This window comes from Embleya sp. NPDC025285 (assembly GCF_055558835.1).
In genome coordinates this window covers 25,926-41,490 of record NZ_JBVHLU010000007.1, presented here as the reverse complement: position 1 = coordinate 41,490, position 15,565 = coordinate 25,926, and the positions used below count along the sequence as shown (strand labels likewise).

Below are 15,565 nucleotides of genomic sequence, written 5' to 3'. Positions count from 1 at the left end.
GCGGATGAGCCAGACACTGGCGGCCGGCAAACGGCGGGTGCGGATCCGGCGCGGCGACACACCGCGGCCGAGCGTCGTGGTCGCGCTCGCCGTTCTGCTCCTGTTCGCGCTGATCGGCCTCGCGCCCGGGCTGTTCACCGGCACCTCGCCGATCGAAACCGATCCGCTCGCCGCCCTCGAGGGACCGAGCGCGGAGCACTGGTTCGGCACCGACCAACTCGGTCGCGACGTGTTCGCCCGGGTCCTGCACGGCGCCCGCCCCTCCCTCCTGCTGGGCCTGGGGGCCACCGTGTTCGCACTGGTCGGCGGGACCGTCTGGGGGCTGCTCTCGGCGCTGGGCGGGCGGGCCGCCGACCAGGTGGGCATGCGCCTGGCCGACATCATGTTGTCGCTACCCGAACTGCTGCTCGCGCTGTTCGTGGTCACCCTGCTCGGCCGGGGCACCGTGGACGTGATGGTCGCGGTGGCGATCGCGGCGATGCCCGGTTACGCGCGTCTGGTGCGCGCCGAGGCCCTGGTGGTGCGCCGCTCGGGCTACGTCGAGGCGGCGGCGGGCCTGGGCCTGCGTCGACCGGTGCTGATCGTGCGGCACGTGTTGCCCAACGCGATCGGGCCGCTCCTGGTGCTGGGCACGGTCGGCTTCGGCACGTCGCTGATCTACGCCTCCGGGCTCAGCTTCCTGGGCCTGGGCGCTCAGCCGCCCTCGCCCGAGTGGGGCGCGATGCTGTCCGAGGGGCGCGGCTTCCTGGAGACCGCGTGGTGGATCGGGGTGTTCCCCGGCGCGGCGGTCACCTGCGCGGTGATCGCGGTGAACGTGGCCGGCCGGCATGCCCGTACCCGATTCGCCGGAGGGATTCCCCGATGACCACCACCCCCGCGACCGATCCGCTGCTCGTCGTGGACGGACTCGACGTCGCCTTCCCCGGCCGTGAACCCGTGGTGCGCGACGTGTCGTTCACCCTGGCACGGGGAGAATGCCTGGCCGTGGTCGGCGAATCCGGGTCCGGCAAGAGCGTCACCGCGCGCACTCTGGTCGGGCTCACCGGCGGCGGCGCCCGGGTGAGCGCCCGTCGCCTCGACTTCGCCGGCACCGACCTGAGCCGACTGTCCGAGTCGCGCTGGCGAACGATCCGGGGCCGCCGGATCGGCCTGGTCCTCCAGGACGCGCTGGTCTCGCTCGACCCGCTTCGCACGGTCGGCGCGGAGGTCGCCGAGACGCTGCGTACCCACGCCGTGGTGCCCCGCGATCGGATCGGCGCCCGGACGCTCGAACTCCTGGGCGACGTCGGCATCCCGGACCCCGCCCGCCGAGCCCGGCAGTACCCGCACCAGCTCTCCGGCGGGCTGCGCCAGCGCGGCCTGATCGCCTCCGCGCTGGCCGGCGGCCCCGAACTGCTCCTCGCGGACGAGCCGACCACCGCGCTCGACGTCACGGTGCAGGCCCAGGTGCTCGGCCTGCTGGGCCGGCTCAAGGAACAGGGCACGGCCGTACTGCTGATCAGCCACGACCTGGCCGCGGTGGCCCGGATGGCCGACCGCATCGCGGTGATGTACGCGGGCGAGATCGTCGAACAGGGGCCGGCCGAACGGGTCTTGTCCGAGCCCGAGCACTCCTACACCCGGGCGCTGCTCGCGGCGGTGCCGTCGGTGCACGCGAAGGGAACCCGCCTGTCCGCGCCGGTGGGTTCGGCCCGGGTGGCGGTACCGGCCGCGCCGCCCGTGGGCGAGGTGTTGTTGGAGGTGGCCGGGATCGGCAAACGCTTCCGCGGGCCGGACGGGACCCGGCACGACGCGGTCCGGGACGTGTCGTTCGAGCTGCGGGCGGGCGAAACGCTCGGCGTGGTGGGCGAGTCCGGATCCGGCAAGACCACGGCCGCGCGGATCGTGCTGGGCTGGGAACGGCCCGACACGGGATCCGTGCGCTTTCGCGACGCGCCGTGGAGCGAGCTTCCCGAGTCCGCGCGGCGTGCCTCGCGCGGTCGGATCCAGGCGGTACAGCAGGACCCCCTCGGCTCGTTCGACCCCCGCTACCCGGTCGCCCGGATCCTCGGCGAGGCGGTCGCCGCCGCGGGGCTCCCGGGCGGCCGGCTGCGGCCCACCCGCGCCGCGCATCGCGCCCGGGTGGCCGAACTCCTCGAACTGGTCGGCCTGTCCACGGACCTGTTGGATCGCAGGCCACGCGACATGTCCGGCGGTCAACGCCAACGTGTGGCCATAGCACGGGCGTTGGCGCCCTCACCGGACCTGATCGTGTGCGATGAGCCGGTGTCCGCGCTGGACGTGTCCATCCAGGCCCAGATTCTCGACCTGCTCGCCGATCTACGCGCCGAGTTGGGCCTGGCGCTGCTGTTCATCTCGCACGACCTGGGGGTGATCCGGCACGTCAGCGATCGCATCCTGGTGATGAAGGACGGACGGGTGGTGGAAAGCGGCGACGCCGAGCGGGTGTTCACCCGGCCGCAGGCGCCCTACACGCGCGAGTTGCTCGCGGCCGTACCGCGCCCGGTGGCGGCGGCCGACGACAACCCGCTCCCCGCACCGAGGCATCCGGCGGAGCGCGACGGTCGGGTGCTCAGCGCCGGGGGCGCGTCGTGACCGGGGCGGCGCCCGCGCGCGGCCCGAACGCGCGCAGGAACGTGGTCACCCCGGCGGTGACCGCGCGGTCCAGGGCCGCGTCGTCCACCGGCCGGGTGCCCAACGCGGTGAGTGTGGGCAGGTCCCCGGAGATCAGCGCCAGGAACTGGTTCGCGGCGGTGACCGGGTCGTCGATGTCCAGGTGTCCGCCGTGCGCGAGCCGGGCGAGTCGGCCCGCCAACGCGTCGATGATCCGTACCGTGCCGCCCTCGCGGATGGTGTCGTACAGGTCCGGGAAGCGCGCGGCCTCGGCGTACACCAGCCGCTGCAGCGCCCAGCCCTTCTCGCCGGCCTGACACTGCACGACGCGATGGGCGATGGCGGTCAGCCGCGGATGCAGGTCCTCGGCGTCGGTGGGAAACGCCTCCAGGGCGGCCAGGATCCGGCCGCTGGACTCGATCGCGGCCTCCACCACGACGGTGCGGAAGAGGTTCTCCTTGCCGCCGAGGTGGTTGTAGATGGTCGGCTTGGACACGCCCGCCTCGGCCGCGATCGCGTCGATCCCGGCCAGCGTGTAGCCCTCACGGGTGAACACCGCCTCGGCGGCGGCCAGGATCGCCCGGCGCTTGTCGATCCGCCCGCGCGTGGTGGCGTGCGCGGCCGGCGGCACCGGTTCGGCCGCCTCGGTCGGCGCCGTTTCCGCGCTCGCGCGGGCCGCCCCGCCGGCCCGCGTCGCCGTACCGCCGGTCGTTCGCGTCGTCGACCTCTTCGTTCCCTCGACCATGTTGCGACGTTACCAGACGTGCTGTTAATTTTTACTCGCGAGTTTAGTTAACTGATCTCATCGGTAACTTGGAGGCGTTCATGGCCACCGCACCCCCCGACCCCGAGACCAAGATCGACGGGCCACTCCTGCGCCTGATGCTGGTGATGCTGCTCGGCGGCGTGATGGGCATCCTGGACACCACGATCGTCAACGTCGGCATCGAGACCCTCGGCGACCGCTTCGACGCACCACTCAAGACCATCGAATGGGTGGCCACCGGCTACCTGTTGGCCCTCGCCGCGACCGTGCCACTGGCCGGCTGGGCGGCCGCCCGCTACGGCGGCAAGACCGTATGGCTGACCGGGCTGACCGTCTTCCTCGCCGGTTCGGCGCTGTCCGCGATCGCCTGGAACGCGGAGAGCCTGATCGCCTTCCGGGTGCTCCAGGGCATCGGCGTCGGCGCACTGGAGCCGACCCTGCTGACCATGCTCGCCCTGGCCGCCGGCCCCAAGCGGGCCGGAAAGATGATCGGCATCGTCGGCGCCGTGGTCACCCTGGGCCCGATCCTGGGACCGGTTCTCGGCGGCGTACTGCTCGAACACGCCAACTGGCGCTGGATGTTCATCATCAACCTGCCGATCGGTGTGCTCGCGCTGGCGCTGGCCTATCGGCAGATCCCGGCCGATCCGCCGCGCGAGGGCGAGCCGCCGCCGTTGGACGCGCGCGGCATCGCGCTGCTGTGCCCGGGGTTCGCGGCGGTCGTGTACGGCCTCTCCCAGGCCGCCGGCGACAGCGGCTTCGGCGCGCCGCAGGTGATCGCGGCACTGATCGCGGGCGCGGCCCTGATCGTCGGCTACGTACTGCACGCGCTGCGCGCGGAGCACCCGCTGATCGACGTCCGGCTGTTCCGAATCCGCGGCTTCGCGGGCGGCATCGGCGCGGTGTTCCTGACCGGGATCCTGTTGTTCTCCCTGCTGTTCCTGATCCCGCTGTACTACCAGGTCGCGCGCGACCGGGGCGTGATGGCGGCGGGCCTGCTGCTGGTACCGCAGGGAGTCGGCGTGTGGATCGGCATGCCGATCGCGGGGCAACTCTTCGACAAGATCGGTGCCCGCGCGCTGATCCCGTTCGGCGGCGTACTGGCCGCGCTGGGCATCCTGGGCTTCAGTACCGCCGACGCCGGCACCAACACCGTGATCCTGGTCGGATATTCGCTGGTGACCGGTGCGGGCCTGGGCTTCGTCGGCGCGCCCGCGATGTCCTCCGTGTTCGGCTCGGTGGCCCCGGAATCGGTGCCCAGCGCGACGGCGGCCGTCTACCTCAGCAACCAGATCGGCGGCACGCTCGGCATCGCGATCGCCGCGCTGGTCCTGCAGAACCGCACCGAGAGCCACGCCGTGGTGCCCGCGTTCCAGGGCACCTTCGGCTATTTGATCGCGATCGCGCTGGTCGTCGGGGCGGTCGGGCTGGTGCTGCGGTGCGCGGCGGCCGGAGCTTCGGGCGGGGACGTGGACGGGGCTTCGGACGAGACTTCGGACGAGACTTCGACCGGGGACGCGAAGGCGGTGGCCGAGACGGAGGCGGGTTCCAAGGACGGCGTGGCTGCGGCCGGACCGGCGCGGCTGGAGGTCTGACGCCCGGCGTGGTCCCGGTCCGTGCCCCGTCTCGGCGGCGCGCGGACCGGGGCCGCCGGGTCTCGGCGGCTCGACGTCTCCTCCCGCGTTCGAAAATTCCGCGCACGAGGCGTGAGGATGCGCCGGTCGCGGTGTCCCAAGGAGGCAGGATCCGGCGGGGAGCCGGGCCACCTCGGGGGGATACACATGGGGGACACCGATCGCGACGGCGAACGACCGGACGGTTCGGTTCCGGTTGATCTACGCAAGGACCTTCCGCTCGCGCGACAAGCACCCGAAGCTGCGTCCGCGGCTGCGTCGGCGACCGCGACCAAGACCGCGCCCGCGCCCGCGCCGAAGCCGACCGGTTCCCCCGCGGAGCCGACCGGCCTGATCTACGACCTGATCCGCTGGCCGATCCGGATCGTCGCGGTGCTCGTGCTGTTGCCGACCCGGCTGGCGTGGGAACTGCTCAAGGTCGTCGGCCGAGGCGCCCGGAACCGGGTCCTGCACCCGGCCGGCCGGTTTCTGGCGGCGCTCGGGCGCGCCGCCAAGGCGGGAGTTCGGAACTGGTTCCTGATCCCGATGGTGCGGGCGATCGTGGCCATCGGGCGCGGGCTCCATACCTGGGTGTGGGGCCTGATCGTGGTCCCGCTCGCGAAAGGCGTGCGGGCCGGTGTGTTCGCGGTGGGTCGCGGGCTGCGGTGGCTGGCCGTCGACCTGCTGTGGCGCGGGCTGCGGCTGTTCGTTCGGTACGCGATGGTGGTGCCGCTGCGCTGGGCCCGGACCGCACTGCTGCGTCCGCTGGGTTCCGGGCTGGTCGCGCTGATCCGGTTGCTGATCCGCGCCCTCCGCCTGCTCGGCGTCGCGATCGGCCGCGCCGGGTACGTGCTTCTCGTGTTGCCCGCCCGGTGGGGTTGGCGCGCCGGCCGGGTGGCCGGTCGCGGCCTCGGGCGGTGGTTGCACTACCTCCTGATCGTGCCGCTGAAGTGGCTGTCGCGCGGCGTGTTGGCCGGCGCGCGATTCGGCCGACGTGGTCTGGTCGTGCTCGGGCGGGGTGTCGGCTTCCTGCTCCGGCACGTCGTGCTGACGCCGGCCGGGTGGGTGTGGCGCGGACTGCTCGCCGGAGCCGACCTGGTCGGGCGTGGCCTGGTCCTGAGCGCCCGGTTCGTCGGACGCGTGTCGTACCTCGGCCTCGTCCCGATCCGCTGGGCCGGCCGAGGCACGCTGCGCGGGCTGCGGCTCGTCGGGCGCGGGATCGCGGCCGTCGGGCGCGGCATCGGGATCGTCTTCGAAGTGGTCGTCGCACGATCGGTGGTCTGGGCCTGGCGCCGGGTCGTCCGCCTCGTCCGCGCCCTCGGCCGGGTGTTGTACGTCCTGGTCGTGCCGCCGGCGCGCTGGGCCGGCCGCGGGACCCTGGTGCTCGCCCGGATGATCGGCCGCGCGCTGCGCTTCCTGATCGTGCTGCCCGTGCGCTGGGCCGGCCGGGAGACGGTGCTGCTTGCCCGGGCGGCCGGCCGAGGACTGCGCTTCGCGGCGGTGCGACCGGCGTTGTGGATCGGACGGCGGACGGCGCTCCTGGTCGGCGCGAGCGCTCGGGCGGTGCGCGTCCTGATCGGGCGACCACTGGTGTGGGCGAGGACGGCGGTGGTGGCCCCCACCACTCGCGCGATCGCCGACGGTTGGCGCGCGACGCTCGGCCCGATCGGCGCGATCTCGCGCACCGTCTGGGCCCAATCCCGGCAGGCCGGCCGCGACGTACGCCGCGCGCTGTCGTTCGCCGGGAAGTCGTCCGCCGAATCACCGGGCAAGTCGCCGTCGCCGGGGAAGTCGCCGTCGCCGGGGAAGTCGTCCGGCGAGTAGGCGGGCAGAGCCGACCCGCGTCAAACCGTGCCATTCCTCCCGAAGCCACCCTCTCTCCGCCCCAACCATGGGATGTCCATTGCCCGCCACGGCTTCTGGAACGGGTCCGAATCTCGTTGAATGTCGTCGTGGATACGAATGTGGCGACTATTCGGCGTGTGACGACGGTGGCGGACGTGATCGCGGCCGGGGACCTCTTCGACGACCCGGTACGCCCGGACTGGGCGGCCCGCTTCCTGGGCGAGGCGGGGCATCACATCCTGCTGGCCTACGTGGGCGCCACCCCGGTCGGGATGGTCACCGGTGTCGAGACGACGCACCCGGACAAGGGCACCGAGATGTTCCTGTACGAACTGGCCGTCGCCGACGACCACCAGCGCCACGGCATCGGCCGCGCGCTCACCGAGGCCCTGGCCGAGTTGGCCCGCAAACGCGGCTGCTACGGCATGTGGGTGCTCACCGACCGCGACAACGAGGCCGCCGTCGCGACCTACCGCTCCGCCGCCGCCGACACCGAGTCCGACCACGTCATGTTCGCCTGGACGTTCGAGGACTGAACCCGCGCGGATCACCCGTGTCGGGCCGGCGGAATCGGGCACAGGTATCCGCGAGCCCGGTCGGCGAACTCCGGTCCGGGACCTGTCGACCATCCGCCCCCGAGGATCCCTCGCCCACCCGGATCGAGGCCCTCGCGACGCCCCGAGGAAGCAGGTGCGTGCCATGGCAGAAGTCGTGCGTGAGGTCGAGCGCAAGTATGTCGCGCCGGACGGGGTGGGCGTGCCGGACTTCGCCGGGATGCCGGACGGGGTGCGGGTCGAGGTCGGCGAGACCGTCGAGCTGGACGCGATGTACTTCGACACGCCCGGCCTGGCGCTGGCCGCGCGCGGGATCACGCTGCGGCGGCGGACCGGCGGCGCCGATGCCGGGTGGCACCTGAAGTTGCCCGCCGGAGTGGACACGCGGGACGAGGTACGGGTACCGCTCGGCGCCTCCGAGCGGGTGCTGCCGGCCGAACTCGCGGTGCGCATCCGGGCGTACACGCGCGGGACCGAGCCGGTGCCGGTGGTGCGGTTGCGGACCGTGCGCGAGGTGCGCGTCGCCCGCGCGGGCGGGCCCACGCTGGCCGAGATCGCGCGCGACGCGGTCACCGCCGACGTACTCGTCGGGCCGAGCCCCGGCAGCACGTCCTGGTCCGAGGTCGAGGTCGAACTGGTGGACGGCGAACCCGCGTTGTTGGACGCGCTGGATCGGCGACTGGCCAAGGGCGGTTGGCGCCGCGCGGCGGCCCCCTCCAAGCTCGGGCACGCGCTGGCCGAGGCGGGCCTGCGGCCGGAACGCCGGGTCGCGAAGCCGCGCGCGGACAGCGCCGGCGCGGTGGCGCTGGACTACGTTCGGGAACAGGTCGACACGCTGCTCGCGTACGACCCCCGGGTCCGCCTCGACGAGCCGGATTCAGTGCACAAGATGCGGGTCGCCACGCGGCGGCTGCGCAGCGCCTTCCGGGTCTTCTCGCGGGTGCTGGACGAGCGGGTGACCGGGATCCTGGGCGCGGAACTCAAATGGCTCGCGGCGGAGTTGGGTCGGGTTCGGGATCAGGAGGTGCTCGCCGAGCGACTGCGCGAGCGGATCGCCGCGCTGCCCGCCGAGGCGGTGCTCGGTCCGGTCGAGGCCCGCTTGACCGCCTGGGACACGCGCGGGCGTACCGAGGCCCGGGTTCGCGTCCTCGCCGAACTCGACGGCGCCCGCTACTTCGCCCTGCTGGACGCCCTGGACGCCCTGATCGCGAGGCCACCGTTCACCGTGAAGGCGGGCCAACCGGCACGCCGCCCGGTCGCGGCGGCCCTGCTCCGAAGCGATCGGCGGATCTCCCGGCGTGCCCGGGTCGCGCTGCGCTCGCCCACCGGCCGGGCCCGCGACACCGCACTACACGAGGTGCGCAAGGCCGCGAAACGGGTCCGCTACGCCGGCGAGGCCACCCGCCCGGCACTGGGCAAGCCCGCCAAGCGGCTCACCAAGCGAGCCAAGGGATTGCAGAGCCTGCTCGGCACGCACCAGGACAGTGTGCAGACCCGCAAGGCGCTGCGCCGGCTGGCCATCGCGGCACACGGCGCGGGAGAGAGCTCCTTCACGTGGGGCCTGCTGTACGGCCAGGAGATCGCCCTGGCCCAGCGGGTCGAGGCCGAGTTCCCGGCCCACTGGGCCGACTTCGCCCGCCCGCGGCTGCGCCGGGGTCTGTAGCCCGCTCCCCACCCCCGTTGCCCGTGTCCTCCCCGCTTCCCGTGTCCTCCCCGCTTCCCGTGTCCTCTCGCTTCTCCGCTCTCCCCGCTTTCGGATCCAGGGGTGGGCATGGACAACCGATCAAAACGAGCTCGTCATGGCCTTCGCCCTGGTCCCGCCCAGCACCGCGATCTCCTCCGACCGCCGCCTGGTCGCCTTCCGCGCCAAGGACTCCTCCCGGTCCGCTGCCCCGATCGTGACGACCCCGGCCTGACCGTCACCGTCATCGCGTGGTGTGACGAGGAATGAGGCGGTGCCCCCCACTCGGGGCACCGCCTCATTCCTCGGCCCTACCGAGTGCCGCTAGTGCACCCAGAGCGACCAGAGGGTGCCGCCGTTGTTGAGACAGAGGTACACCGGGCCGTGGGCCGGTGCGGCCGCGCGGCCGGCCGCGTCGCAGGAGGCCTGCGACGGGTAGTAGCCGTAGAAGATGAAGCTGCCGCCCGGGGCCGGGTCCGCCATCGCGGGCTGCGCGGCAGCCCCCACGCCCAACAACGCCGCAGCCAACGCGACACCCGCCATAGCCTTGCGCATGTGCTCGACTCCAATTCTCGCCCCGAGGGCAACTCGGTTCGCTGGAACGGTATTTGGTCCCTGCTGCGCTGCCGGCGCGCACGCGGAAAACGCTAGCCGGTGCCTTCACCTCGAGCAATAGGTCTATACCAATTGAATCGATCCACACGTTACTCACACATTCGCCGGACGCTTTCGCGGCCATCCGGCGCCGAAGCACCGCGCCGGATACCGCCCACGGCCCACGATGCCGCCGGAATGGTTCGCCCGTCGCGGCGGTTGACCGAGGGAAGACCGCAGCACCGAGTTCCGCGGAGGAGATTCGCATGCCGATACCCGCACAGGGCCACCTCGTGACGACCGTGCACAGTACGCAGACGGTGACCGTCGAGATCGACGGCGAGGTGGTCGCACGATCCACCCGTCCGGTGGTGCTCTACGAGACCGGACTGCCGATCCGGTACTACCTCCCGCCGGACGACGTCGAGTTGACCCGCTTCAAGCCCACCGACACGCACACCACGTGTCCGTTCAAGGGCGAGGCCTCGTATTGGACCTACCTGGGCAACGGCGACACCGGCCCGCGCGCGGACGTGGCCTGGGCCTACCCCGAGCCGATCGACTCGGTCCCCGACATCGCCGGCCGGCTGTGCTTCTACGACACGGTGGCCACGGTCACGGTGGAGGGGGAACCGCCGGCACCGCCGGCGCCGTCGGCCTGACCCGCGATGCCGGACGCGCGGGGCCGGCCGCCGGATCGGCCCGCCCCGCGCCCGGACTCAGCAGCTCAGGTTGTTCCCGGGCGTGGTTCCCAGGATCGACACGAACGACTGGTAGCTGTTGATCCGGCTCTGTACCTGCGCCGGGTTGCCGCCGTTGCATTCCAACGCGCCGTTGATGCTGCGGATGGTCTCGCCGAAGCCCGCCCCGTTGACCATCGCGTTGTGCGGGGTCATCGTGCCGGGGCCGTTCTGGGTGTTCCAGTACCAGAGGCCGGTCTTCCAGGCCACGGCCGGATCGTTCTGGACCAGGTAGGGGTTGTTCAGCAGGTTGATGCCCAGGGCGTCACCCGCCGCCTTGTAGTTGAAGTTCCAGCTCAACTGGATCGGACCGCGCCCGTAGTAGGCGGCCTGACCGGCCGGGCAGCCGTACGGCTGGTTGGCGTCGCAGTAGTGCGGGTAGTTCGCGGTGTTCTGCTCGACGATGTGGACCAGGCCACCCGTCTCGTGGTTGACGTTGGCCAGGAAGGCCGCCGCCTCCTGCTTCTTGACCGTGTCGCTGCCGGTCTTGGCGAAGCCCGGGTAGGCGCTCAGCGCGGCGGTCAGGCCGGCGTACGTGTAGAACGGGTTCCGGTTCGGGAACATCTGGTTGAACTGCGCCTCGCTCACCACGAAGTCGCCCGGATTGCCGCCGTTGCCGCCCGTGCTGCCACCGGTGGTCGTACCGCCGGTGGTGGATCCGTTGCAGGTGAACGGCTCCCAGAACCAGGTGCTGATCACCGGGTCGTAGCCGGGGTTCGCGTTCTTCGCCCGGTAGAGGTTGCCGTTCGTGTAGCGCACGATGGCGCCGACCGCGTAGTTCGTGCCCGCCGCCCAGTTCGGGTACGTACAGGTGCCGCCCCCGCCGGTCGACCCACCCGTCGAGCCGCCGGTGGTCGGGTCGCCACCGCCGCCGCACGAACCCTGGTCCGCCCAGACGTCCGTCGTTCCGGGCACCTCACCCTGGGTCCACCACTTGGCGCCCCAGTTGTGGCCGTTGTACGAGGCGGTCGCACCGCCCGTGTAGACGGCCGACGAACTCCATCCGGTCGCGCAACCGGCCGCGGAGGCGGTCGAGGCGAACGGCAGGGCCGCTGCCAACGCCCCCACCACCGCGATGGCCAACAGGAATGCCACGATCCGTTTTCTCGCCATGGAAGCCCACTCCCTCGCGCGGGGGACACCGCGCTTGATCGACGGGAAGTACCATTACGCGTACGTCAACTGTCGTACCTGGACCGGCGCTTGCCTCGATCGAGGCCCCTGGACGAGATGTTGCGGGGCTCACTCAATACGAATGGTCTATACCAGTCAAGGTCTGCGCGGCATTCGTCTCACGCTCTGGGCGCCGTCCATGCGCCGGCGAAGACGACGGGAGCCGGCCCCGCCCCTCGGCGAAACCGGCTCCCGTCGTCGCCCATCGGGCTACTTCGCCGCGTTGACCAGGTCCAGCGCGATGTCGACGATCATGTCCTCCTGGCCGCCGACCATGCCGCGCCGACCGACCTCGACCAGGATGTCCCGGGTGTCCAGGCCGTAGCGGTCGGCAGCGTCCTCCGCGTGCCGCAGGAAGCTGCTGTACACGCCCGCATAGCCGAGGGTGAGGGTCTCCCGGTCGACCTGGACCGGCCGGTCCTGCAGCGGGCGGACGATGTCGTCGGCCGCGTCCATGAGCCGGAACACCGCACAGCCGTGCCGCCACCCCATCAGATCGGCGACCGCGACGAACGCCTCCAACGGGCAGTTGCCCGCACCCGCGCCCATCCCGGCCAGCGAGGCGTCCACCCGACGCACGCCGTGCTCCACCGCGACCACCGAATTGGCGACGCCCAGACCGAGGTTGTGGTGCGCGTGGATGCCGATCTCGGTCTCCGGCGCCAACACCTCGCGGTACGCCCGCACCCGATCGCGCACGCCGTCCATGGTGAGCCGGCCGCCGGAGTCGGTGACGTACACGCACTGCGCGCCGTAGGACTCCATCAGCTTCGCCTGGCGCGCCAGTTCGTCCGCGGGCGCGAGGTGACTCATCATCAGGAAGCCCGCGACGTCCATGCCCAGCTCGCGGGCCGCCGCGATGTGCTGGGCGGAGATGTCCGCCTCGGTGCAGTGCGTGGCCACCCGGACCGAGCGAACTCCCAGGTCGTGGGCCCGGCGCAGCTCGGCCAGCGTACCGATGCCCGGCAGCAGCAGGGTGGTCAGCTTGGCCCGGGTGACCACCTCGGCCGCCGCCGCGATCCACTCGTCGTCGGAGTGCGCGCCCGGCCCGTAGTTGACGCTCGACCCGGCCAGCCCGTCGCCGTGCGCGACCTCGATCGCGTCCACGCCGGCCGCGTCCAGCGCGGCGGCGATCTCCCGGACCTGGTCGGTGGTGTACCGGTGCCGGATGGCGTGCATGCCGTCCCGCAGGGTCACGTCCTGGACGTAGATCTCGTGCGTCATCGGGTGGCCGACCTCTCTGCCGCGCGCAGCGCGGCGGACGTCATGATGTCCAGGTTCCCGGCGTACGCCGGCAGGTAGTGCGCCGCGCCCTCGACTTCGAGGAAGACCGAGACCAACTTGCCGCTGCCGCCCGCCAGTCGGGCGAGCGGATCGTTCGCCGTGATCGGGCGGAACTGCACGTCCTGCTTGAGCCGGTAGCCCGGGACGTAGGAGGCGACCTCGGCGACCATGGTCAGGATCGACGCGGTCACCGCCGCCTCGTCGGCGTCCGCGCCGATCACGCAGTACACCGTGTCGCGCATGATCATCGGTGGTTCGGCCGGGTTCAGCACGATGATCGCCTTGCCCTCGGCCGCGCCGCCGACCTGTTCCAGGGCACGCGACGTGGTCTCGGTGAACTCGTCGATGTTGGCGCGAGTGCCGGGACCGGCCGAACGCGAGGAGATGGACGCGACGATCTCCGCGTAGGCCACCGGCGCGGTTCGGGACACCGCGGCGACGATCGGCACGGTGGCCTGGCCGCCGCAGGTGACCATGTTCAGGTTGGCCGCGTCCGGATGCTCGTCCAGGTTGACCGCCGGGATCACGTACGGGCCGAGCGCGGCCGGCGTCAGGTCGATCAGCCGCTTCCCGTACGGCGCGAGCACCTTGGCGTTGTGCCGGTGCGCACCCGCCGAGGTCGCGTCGAACACGATTTCGATGTCCGCGAAGTCGGGCATGGCGAGCAGGCCCTCGACGCCCTCGTGCGTGGTCGGTACGCCGAATCGGGCCGCCCGGGCCAGGCCGTCCGACGCGGGGTCGATGCCCACCATCGCGGCGAGTTCGAGCGTGCTCGACACCCGCAGAATCTTGATCATCAGGTCGGTGCCGATATTGCCCGACCCGATGATGGCGACCTTGGTCCGGTCGGTCATCGCTTGAGTCCCTTCGTGGGTTCCGCCAACTGTCGCGGCGCGTACCGCTCGCCCGTGCCGGGTCGCTCACCGAGTCCGAAGAAGCGCGCCGCGTTGCCGCCGAGGATCATCCGCCTTTGCTCCGCGGTCAGTTCGGGGCAGGCCCGGATCACGCCGCCGGGGTCCGACTCGCCCAGCGGGAACGGGAAATCGGTGCCGAGCATGACCCGATCCGGCCCCATCACCTCGACCAGCAACCGCAACGCGCGCGGGTCGAACACGGCCGAGTCGACGTGGAAGCGCCGTACGTACTCGGACGGCGGCCTGGGCGAATCGGCCCGGACCAGATCCCGGTTGTGCCACGCGTTGTCGGCCCGGCCGAGCAGGAAGGCGAAGCTGCCGCCGCCGTGGCAGAAGCACAGCCGCAGTGACTCGGGCAACTTCTCGAACGCGCCCTGGAGGATCATCCCGAGGATGCTCAACTGGGTCTCCGCGGGCATCCCGACCAGCCACGGCAACATGTGGCCGCGCATGCGCTCGCCGCCGAGCATGTCCCACGGGTGCACGAGCACCGGGATCTCCTCGGCGGCACAGTGCGCGAGGAACTCCACGATCCCGTCGTCGCCGAGGTACCGGTCGCCGACGTGGTTGCCGATGTGCACGCCGCGATGCCCGGCCGCCGCGGCCCGGGACGCGGTCTCGCATGCCGCGCCGATGTCCTGGAGCGGGACCTGACACAGCGGCAGCAGTCGCTCCGGGTCGAGCGAGCAGTAGTCGAGGATGCGTTCGTTGACCAGGTCGCACCACTCGACCGCGCGCGCGGTCTCGGCCGCGTAGCCGAACATCAGCGGCGTCGAGGAGATCGCCTGGACGTCCACGCCGAGCGTGTCCATGTCCGCCAGCCGGCGTTCGGGGTCCCACAGCGGCGCGATCACCGGGCGGTACTCGTCCTCGCCGCTCATCATCATCCCGGTGCCGTCACCGTGGACCCGCAGCCACGGCTCGCCCGCGCCCGTCAGGATGCGGCTCTCGGCCCGCGAGATCCTCGGGAAGACGTGCGAATGGACGTCGATGACAGTCACGGAACCTCCGTGGTTTCACCGCCGGGCTCGGCCGGCGGTCGGGGCAGGGGTGCAGATCAGGCGGCGGGTCCGGGCCCGGTCCGGGGGGTCCCGGCGGTGTCGGAGCGGGGCACGGTTCGCGGACGCATCGCGTCCGGCCAGTGCCGGCCCGGGTGGATCGCGCCGCAGTGCGGGCAGGTGCGGTCGCCGTCGTAGAAGGCCTCGAACAGCGGCGGCAGGTCTTCGACGATCGACCCGAGTTGCACCGTCGAGCGGTTCACCAGCCGGTGACACTCGACGCAGTACCACTCGAAGGCGTCGATCAGACCCTGCGCCCGGCTGAATTCGACCACCAGTCCGATGCTGCCCGCCTCGGGCCGCTGCGGCGAGTGCCGCACGTGCGGCGGCAGCAGGAAGACGTCGCCCTCGTTGATCTGGATGTCGACCGGCGGCTTGCCCTCCTCCTCCATCACCCGGAGCACCATGTTGCCCTGGAGCTGGTAGAAGAACTCCTCGATCGGGTCGTCGTGGAAGTCGGTGCGCTGGTTGGGCCCGCCGACCACGGTGACCACCAGGTCGGCCTCGGTCCAGATCTGGATGTTGCCGACCGGCGGCTTCAGCAGCTCCCGGTGCTCGTCGATCCACCGGGCGAAGTTGAACGGCAGGCCATTGGTCGGCTTGGGCAGACTCATCGCTCGCGGTCCCTTTCTCTCACGGTCCGTTCGCGTTCTCGCGCGGTCGGTTCGGGTGCTCGCACTTCGGTTGTCGCGCGGTCGGTTCGGGCGCTCGCGCGGTTCGGTTCTCGCGC

Annotated in this window: 14 protein-coding genes; 7 read left to right on the top strand and 7 right to left on the bottom strand. The window is 71.9% G+C overall.

Annotated features, from left to right (window positions below):
* Window positions 1-4 precede the first annotated feature (4 nt).
* Window positions 5-865 carry an ABC transporter permease gene (locus ACZ4FV_RS06680; protein ID WP_395859425.1) on the top strand — a complete coding sequence of 287 codons (861 nt, stop codon included), beginning with the start codon at window positions 5-7 and terminating at the stop codon, window positions 863-865.
* A complete protein-coding gene (locus ACZ4FV_RS06675; RefSeq protein ID WP_402237640.1) occupies window positions 862-2,595 on the top strand; it encodes a dipeptide ABC transporter ATP-binding protein in 1,734 nt (577 codons plus the stop codon). The genes ACZ4FV_RS06680 and ACZ4FV_RS06675 overlap by 4 nt, the downstream gene beginning before the upstream one ends.
* Here ACZ4FV_RS06675 and ACZ4FV_RS06670 read toward each other — a convergent pair.
* A complete protein-coding gene (locus ACZ4FV_RS06670; RefSeq protein ID WP_402237642.1) occupies window positions 2,573-3,358 on the bottom strand; it encodes a TetR/AcrR family transcriptional regulator in 786 nt (261 codons plus the stop codon). The genes ACZ4FV_RS06675 and ACZ4FV_RS06670 overlap by 23 nt on opposite strands.
* A gap of 80 nt (window positions 3,359-3,438) precedes the next feature.
* Here ACZ4FV_RS06670 and ACZ4FV_RS06665 point away from each other — a divergent pair, with 80 nt between their 5' ends.
* From ACZ4FV_RS06665 to ACZ4FV_RS06650, 4 genes are all read left to right on the top strand, one after another.
* Complete coding sequence (locus tag ACZ4FV_RS06665; RefSeq protein WP_465322039.1) at window positions 3,439-4,974, top strand: MDR family MFS transporter; 1,536 nt, start codon at window positions 3,439-3,441, stop codon at window positions 4,972-4,974.
* Between the two features lie 186 nt (window positions 4,975-5,160).
* The gene (locus ACZ4FV_RS06660) at window positions 5,161-6,816 is read left to right on the top strand and encodes a hypothetical protein (protein ID WP_465322037.1); all 1,656 of its coding nucleotides are present in this window, start codon (window positions 5,161-5,163) and stop codon (window positions 6,814-6,816) included.
* A 158-nt stretch (window positions 6,817-6,974) separates the two neighbouring features.
* On the top strand, window positions 6,975-7,373 hold the full coding sequence (locus tag ACZ4FV_RS06655; RefSeq protein WP_465322035.1) for a GNAT family N-acetyltransferase: 399 nt from the start codon (window positions 6,975-6,977) through the stop codon (window positions 7,371-7,373).
* A 163-nt stretch (window positions 7,374-7,536) separates the two neighbouring features.
* A complete protein-coding gene (locus tag ACZ4FV_RS06650; protein WP_395859431.1) occupies window positions 7,537-9,054 on the top strand; it encodes a CYTH and CHAD domain-containing protein in 1,518 nt (505 codons plus the stop codon).
* Between the two features lie 342 nt (window positions 9,055-9,396).
* On the opposite strand, the gene ACZ4FV_RS06645 is transcribed toward ACZ4FV_RS06650, so the two are convergent.
* Window positions 9,397-9,627 (bottom strand): hypothetical protein, encoded by a 231-nt coding sequence (locus tag ACZ4FV_RS06645; RefSeq protein WP_395859435.1) that lies wholly within the window; start codon window positions 9,625-9,627, stop codon window positions 9,397-9,399.
* Between the two features lie 305 nt (window positions 9,628-9,932).
* Between ACZ4FV_RS06645 and ACZ4FV_RS06640 the strand changes: the two genes are divergently transcribed.
* Window positions 9,933-10,328 carry a DUF427 domain-containing protein gene (locus ACZ4FV_RS06640; RefSeq protein ID WP_402237651.1) on the top strand — a complete coding sequence of 132 codons (396 nt, stop codon included), beginning with the start codon at window positions 9,933-9,935 and terminating at the stop codon, window positions 10,326-10,328.
* Between the two features lie 57 nt (window positions 10,329-10,385).
* Here the strand turns inward: ACZ4FV_RS06640 and ACZ4FV_RS06635 are convergent, their stop codons facing one another.
* The 5 genes from ACZ4FV_RS06635 to ACZ4FV_RS06615 all read right to left on the bottom strand — a co-directional run bounded on the left by ACZ4FV_RS06635 (window position 10,386) and on the right by ACZ4FV_RS06615 (window position 15,449).
* Window positions 10,386-11,519 carry a glycoside hydrolase family 19 protein gene (locus ACZ4FV_RS06635; protein ID WP_395859437.1) on the bottom strand — a complete coding sequence of 378 codons (1,134 nt, stop codon included), beginning with the start codon at window positions 11,517-11,519 and terminating at the stop codon, window positions 10,386-10,388.
* Between the two features lie 270 nt (window positions 11,520-11,789).
* Complete coding sequence (dmpG, locus tag ACZ4FV_RS06630; protein ID WP_395859438.1) at window positions 11,790-12,803, bottom strand: 4-hydroxy-2-oxovalerate aldolase; 1,014 nt, start codon at window positions 12,801-12,803, stop codon at window positions 11,790-11,792.
* Window positions 12,800-13,717 (bottom strand): acetaldehyde dehydrogenase (acetylating), encoded by a 918-nt coding sequence (locus ACZ4FV_RS06625; RefSeq protein WP_402237655.1) that lies wholly within the window; start codon window positions 13,715-13,717, stop codon window positions 12,800-12,802. The genes dmpG and ACZ4FV_RS06625 overlap by 4 nt, the downstream gene beginning before the upstream one ends.
* A complete protein-coding gene (locus ACZ4FV_RS06620) occupies window positions 13,714-14,778 on the bottom strand; it encodes an amidohydrolase family protein (RefSeq protein WP_395859440.1) in 1,065 nt (354 codons plus the stop codon). Before ACZ4FV_RS06620 ends, ACZ4FV_RS06625 begins: the two co-directional genes overlap by 4 nt.
* 56 nt (window positions 14,779-14,834) lie before the next feature.
* Window positions 14,835-15,449 carry a 3-hydroxyanthranilate 3,4-dioxygenase gene (locus ACZ4FV_RS06615; RefSeq protein WP_395859441.1) on the bottom strand — a complete coding sequence of 205 codons (615 nt, stop codon included), beginning with the start codon at window positions 15,447-15,449 and terminating at the stop codon, window positions 14,835-14,837.
* Between the last annotated feature and the right edge of the window lie 116 nt (window positions 15,450-15,565).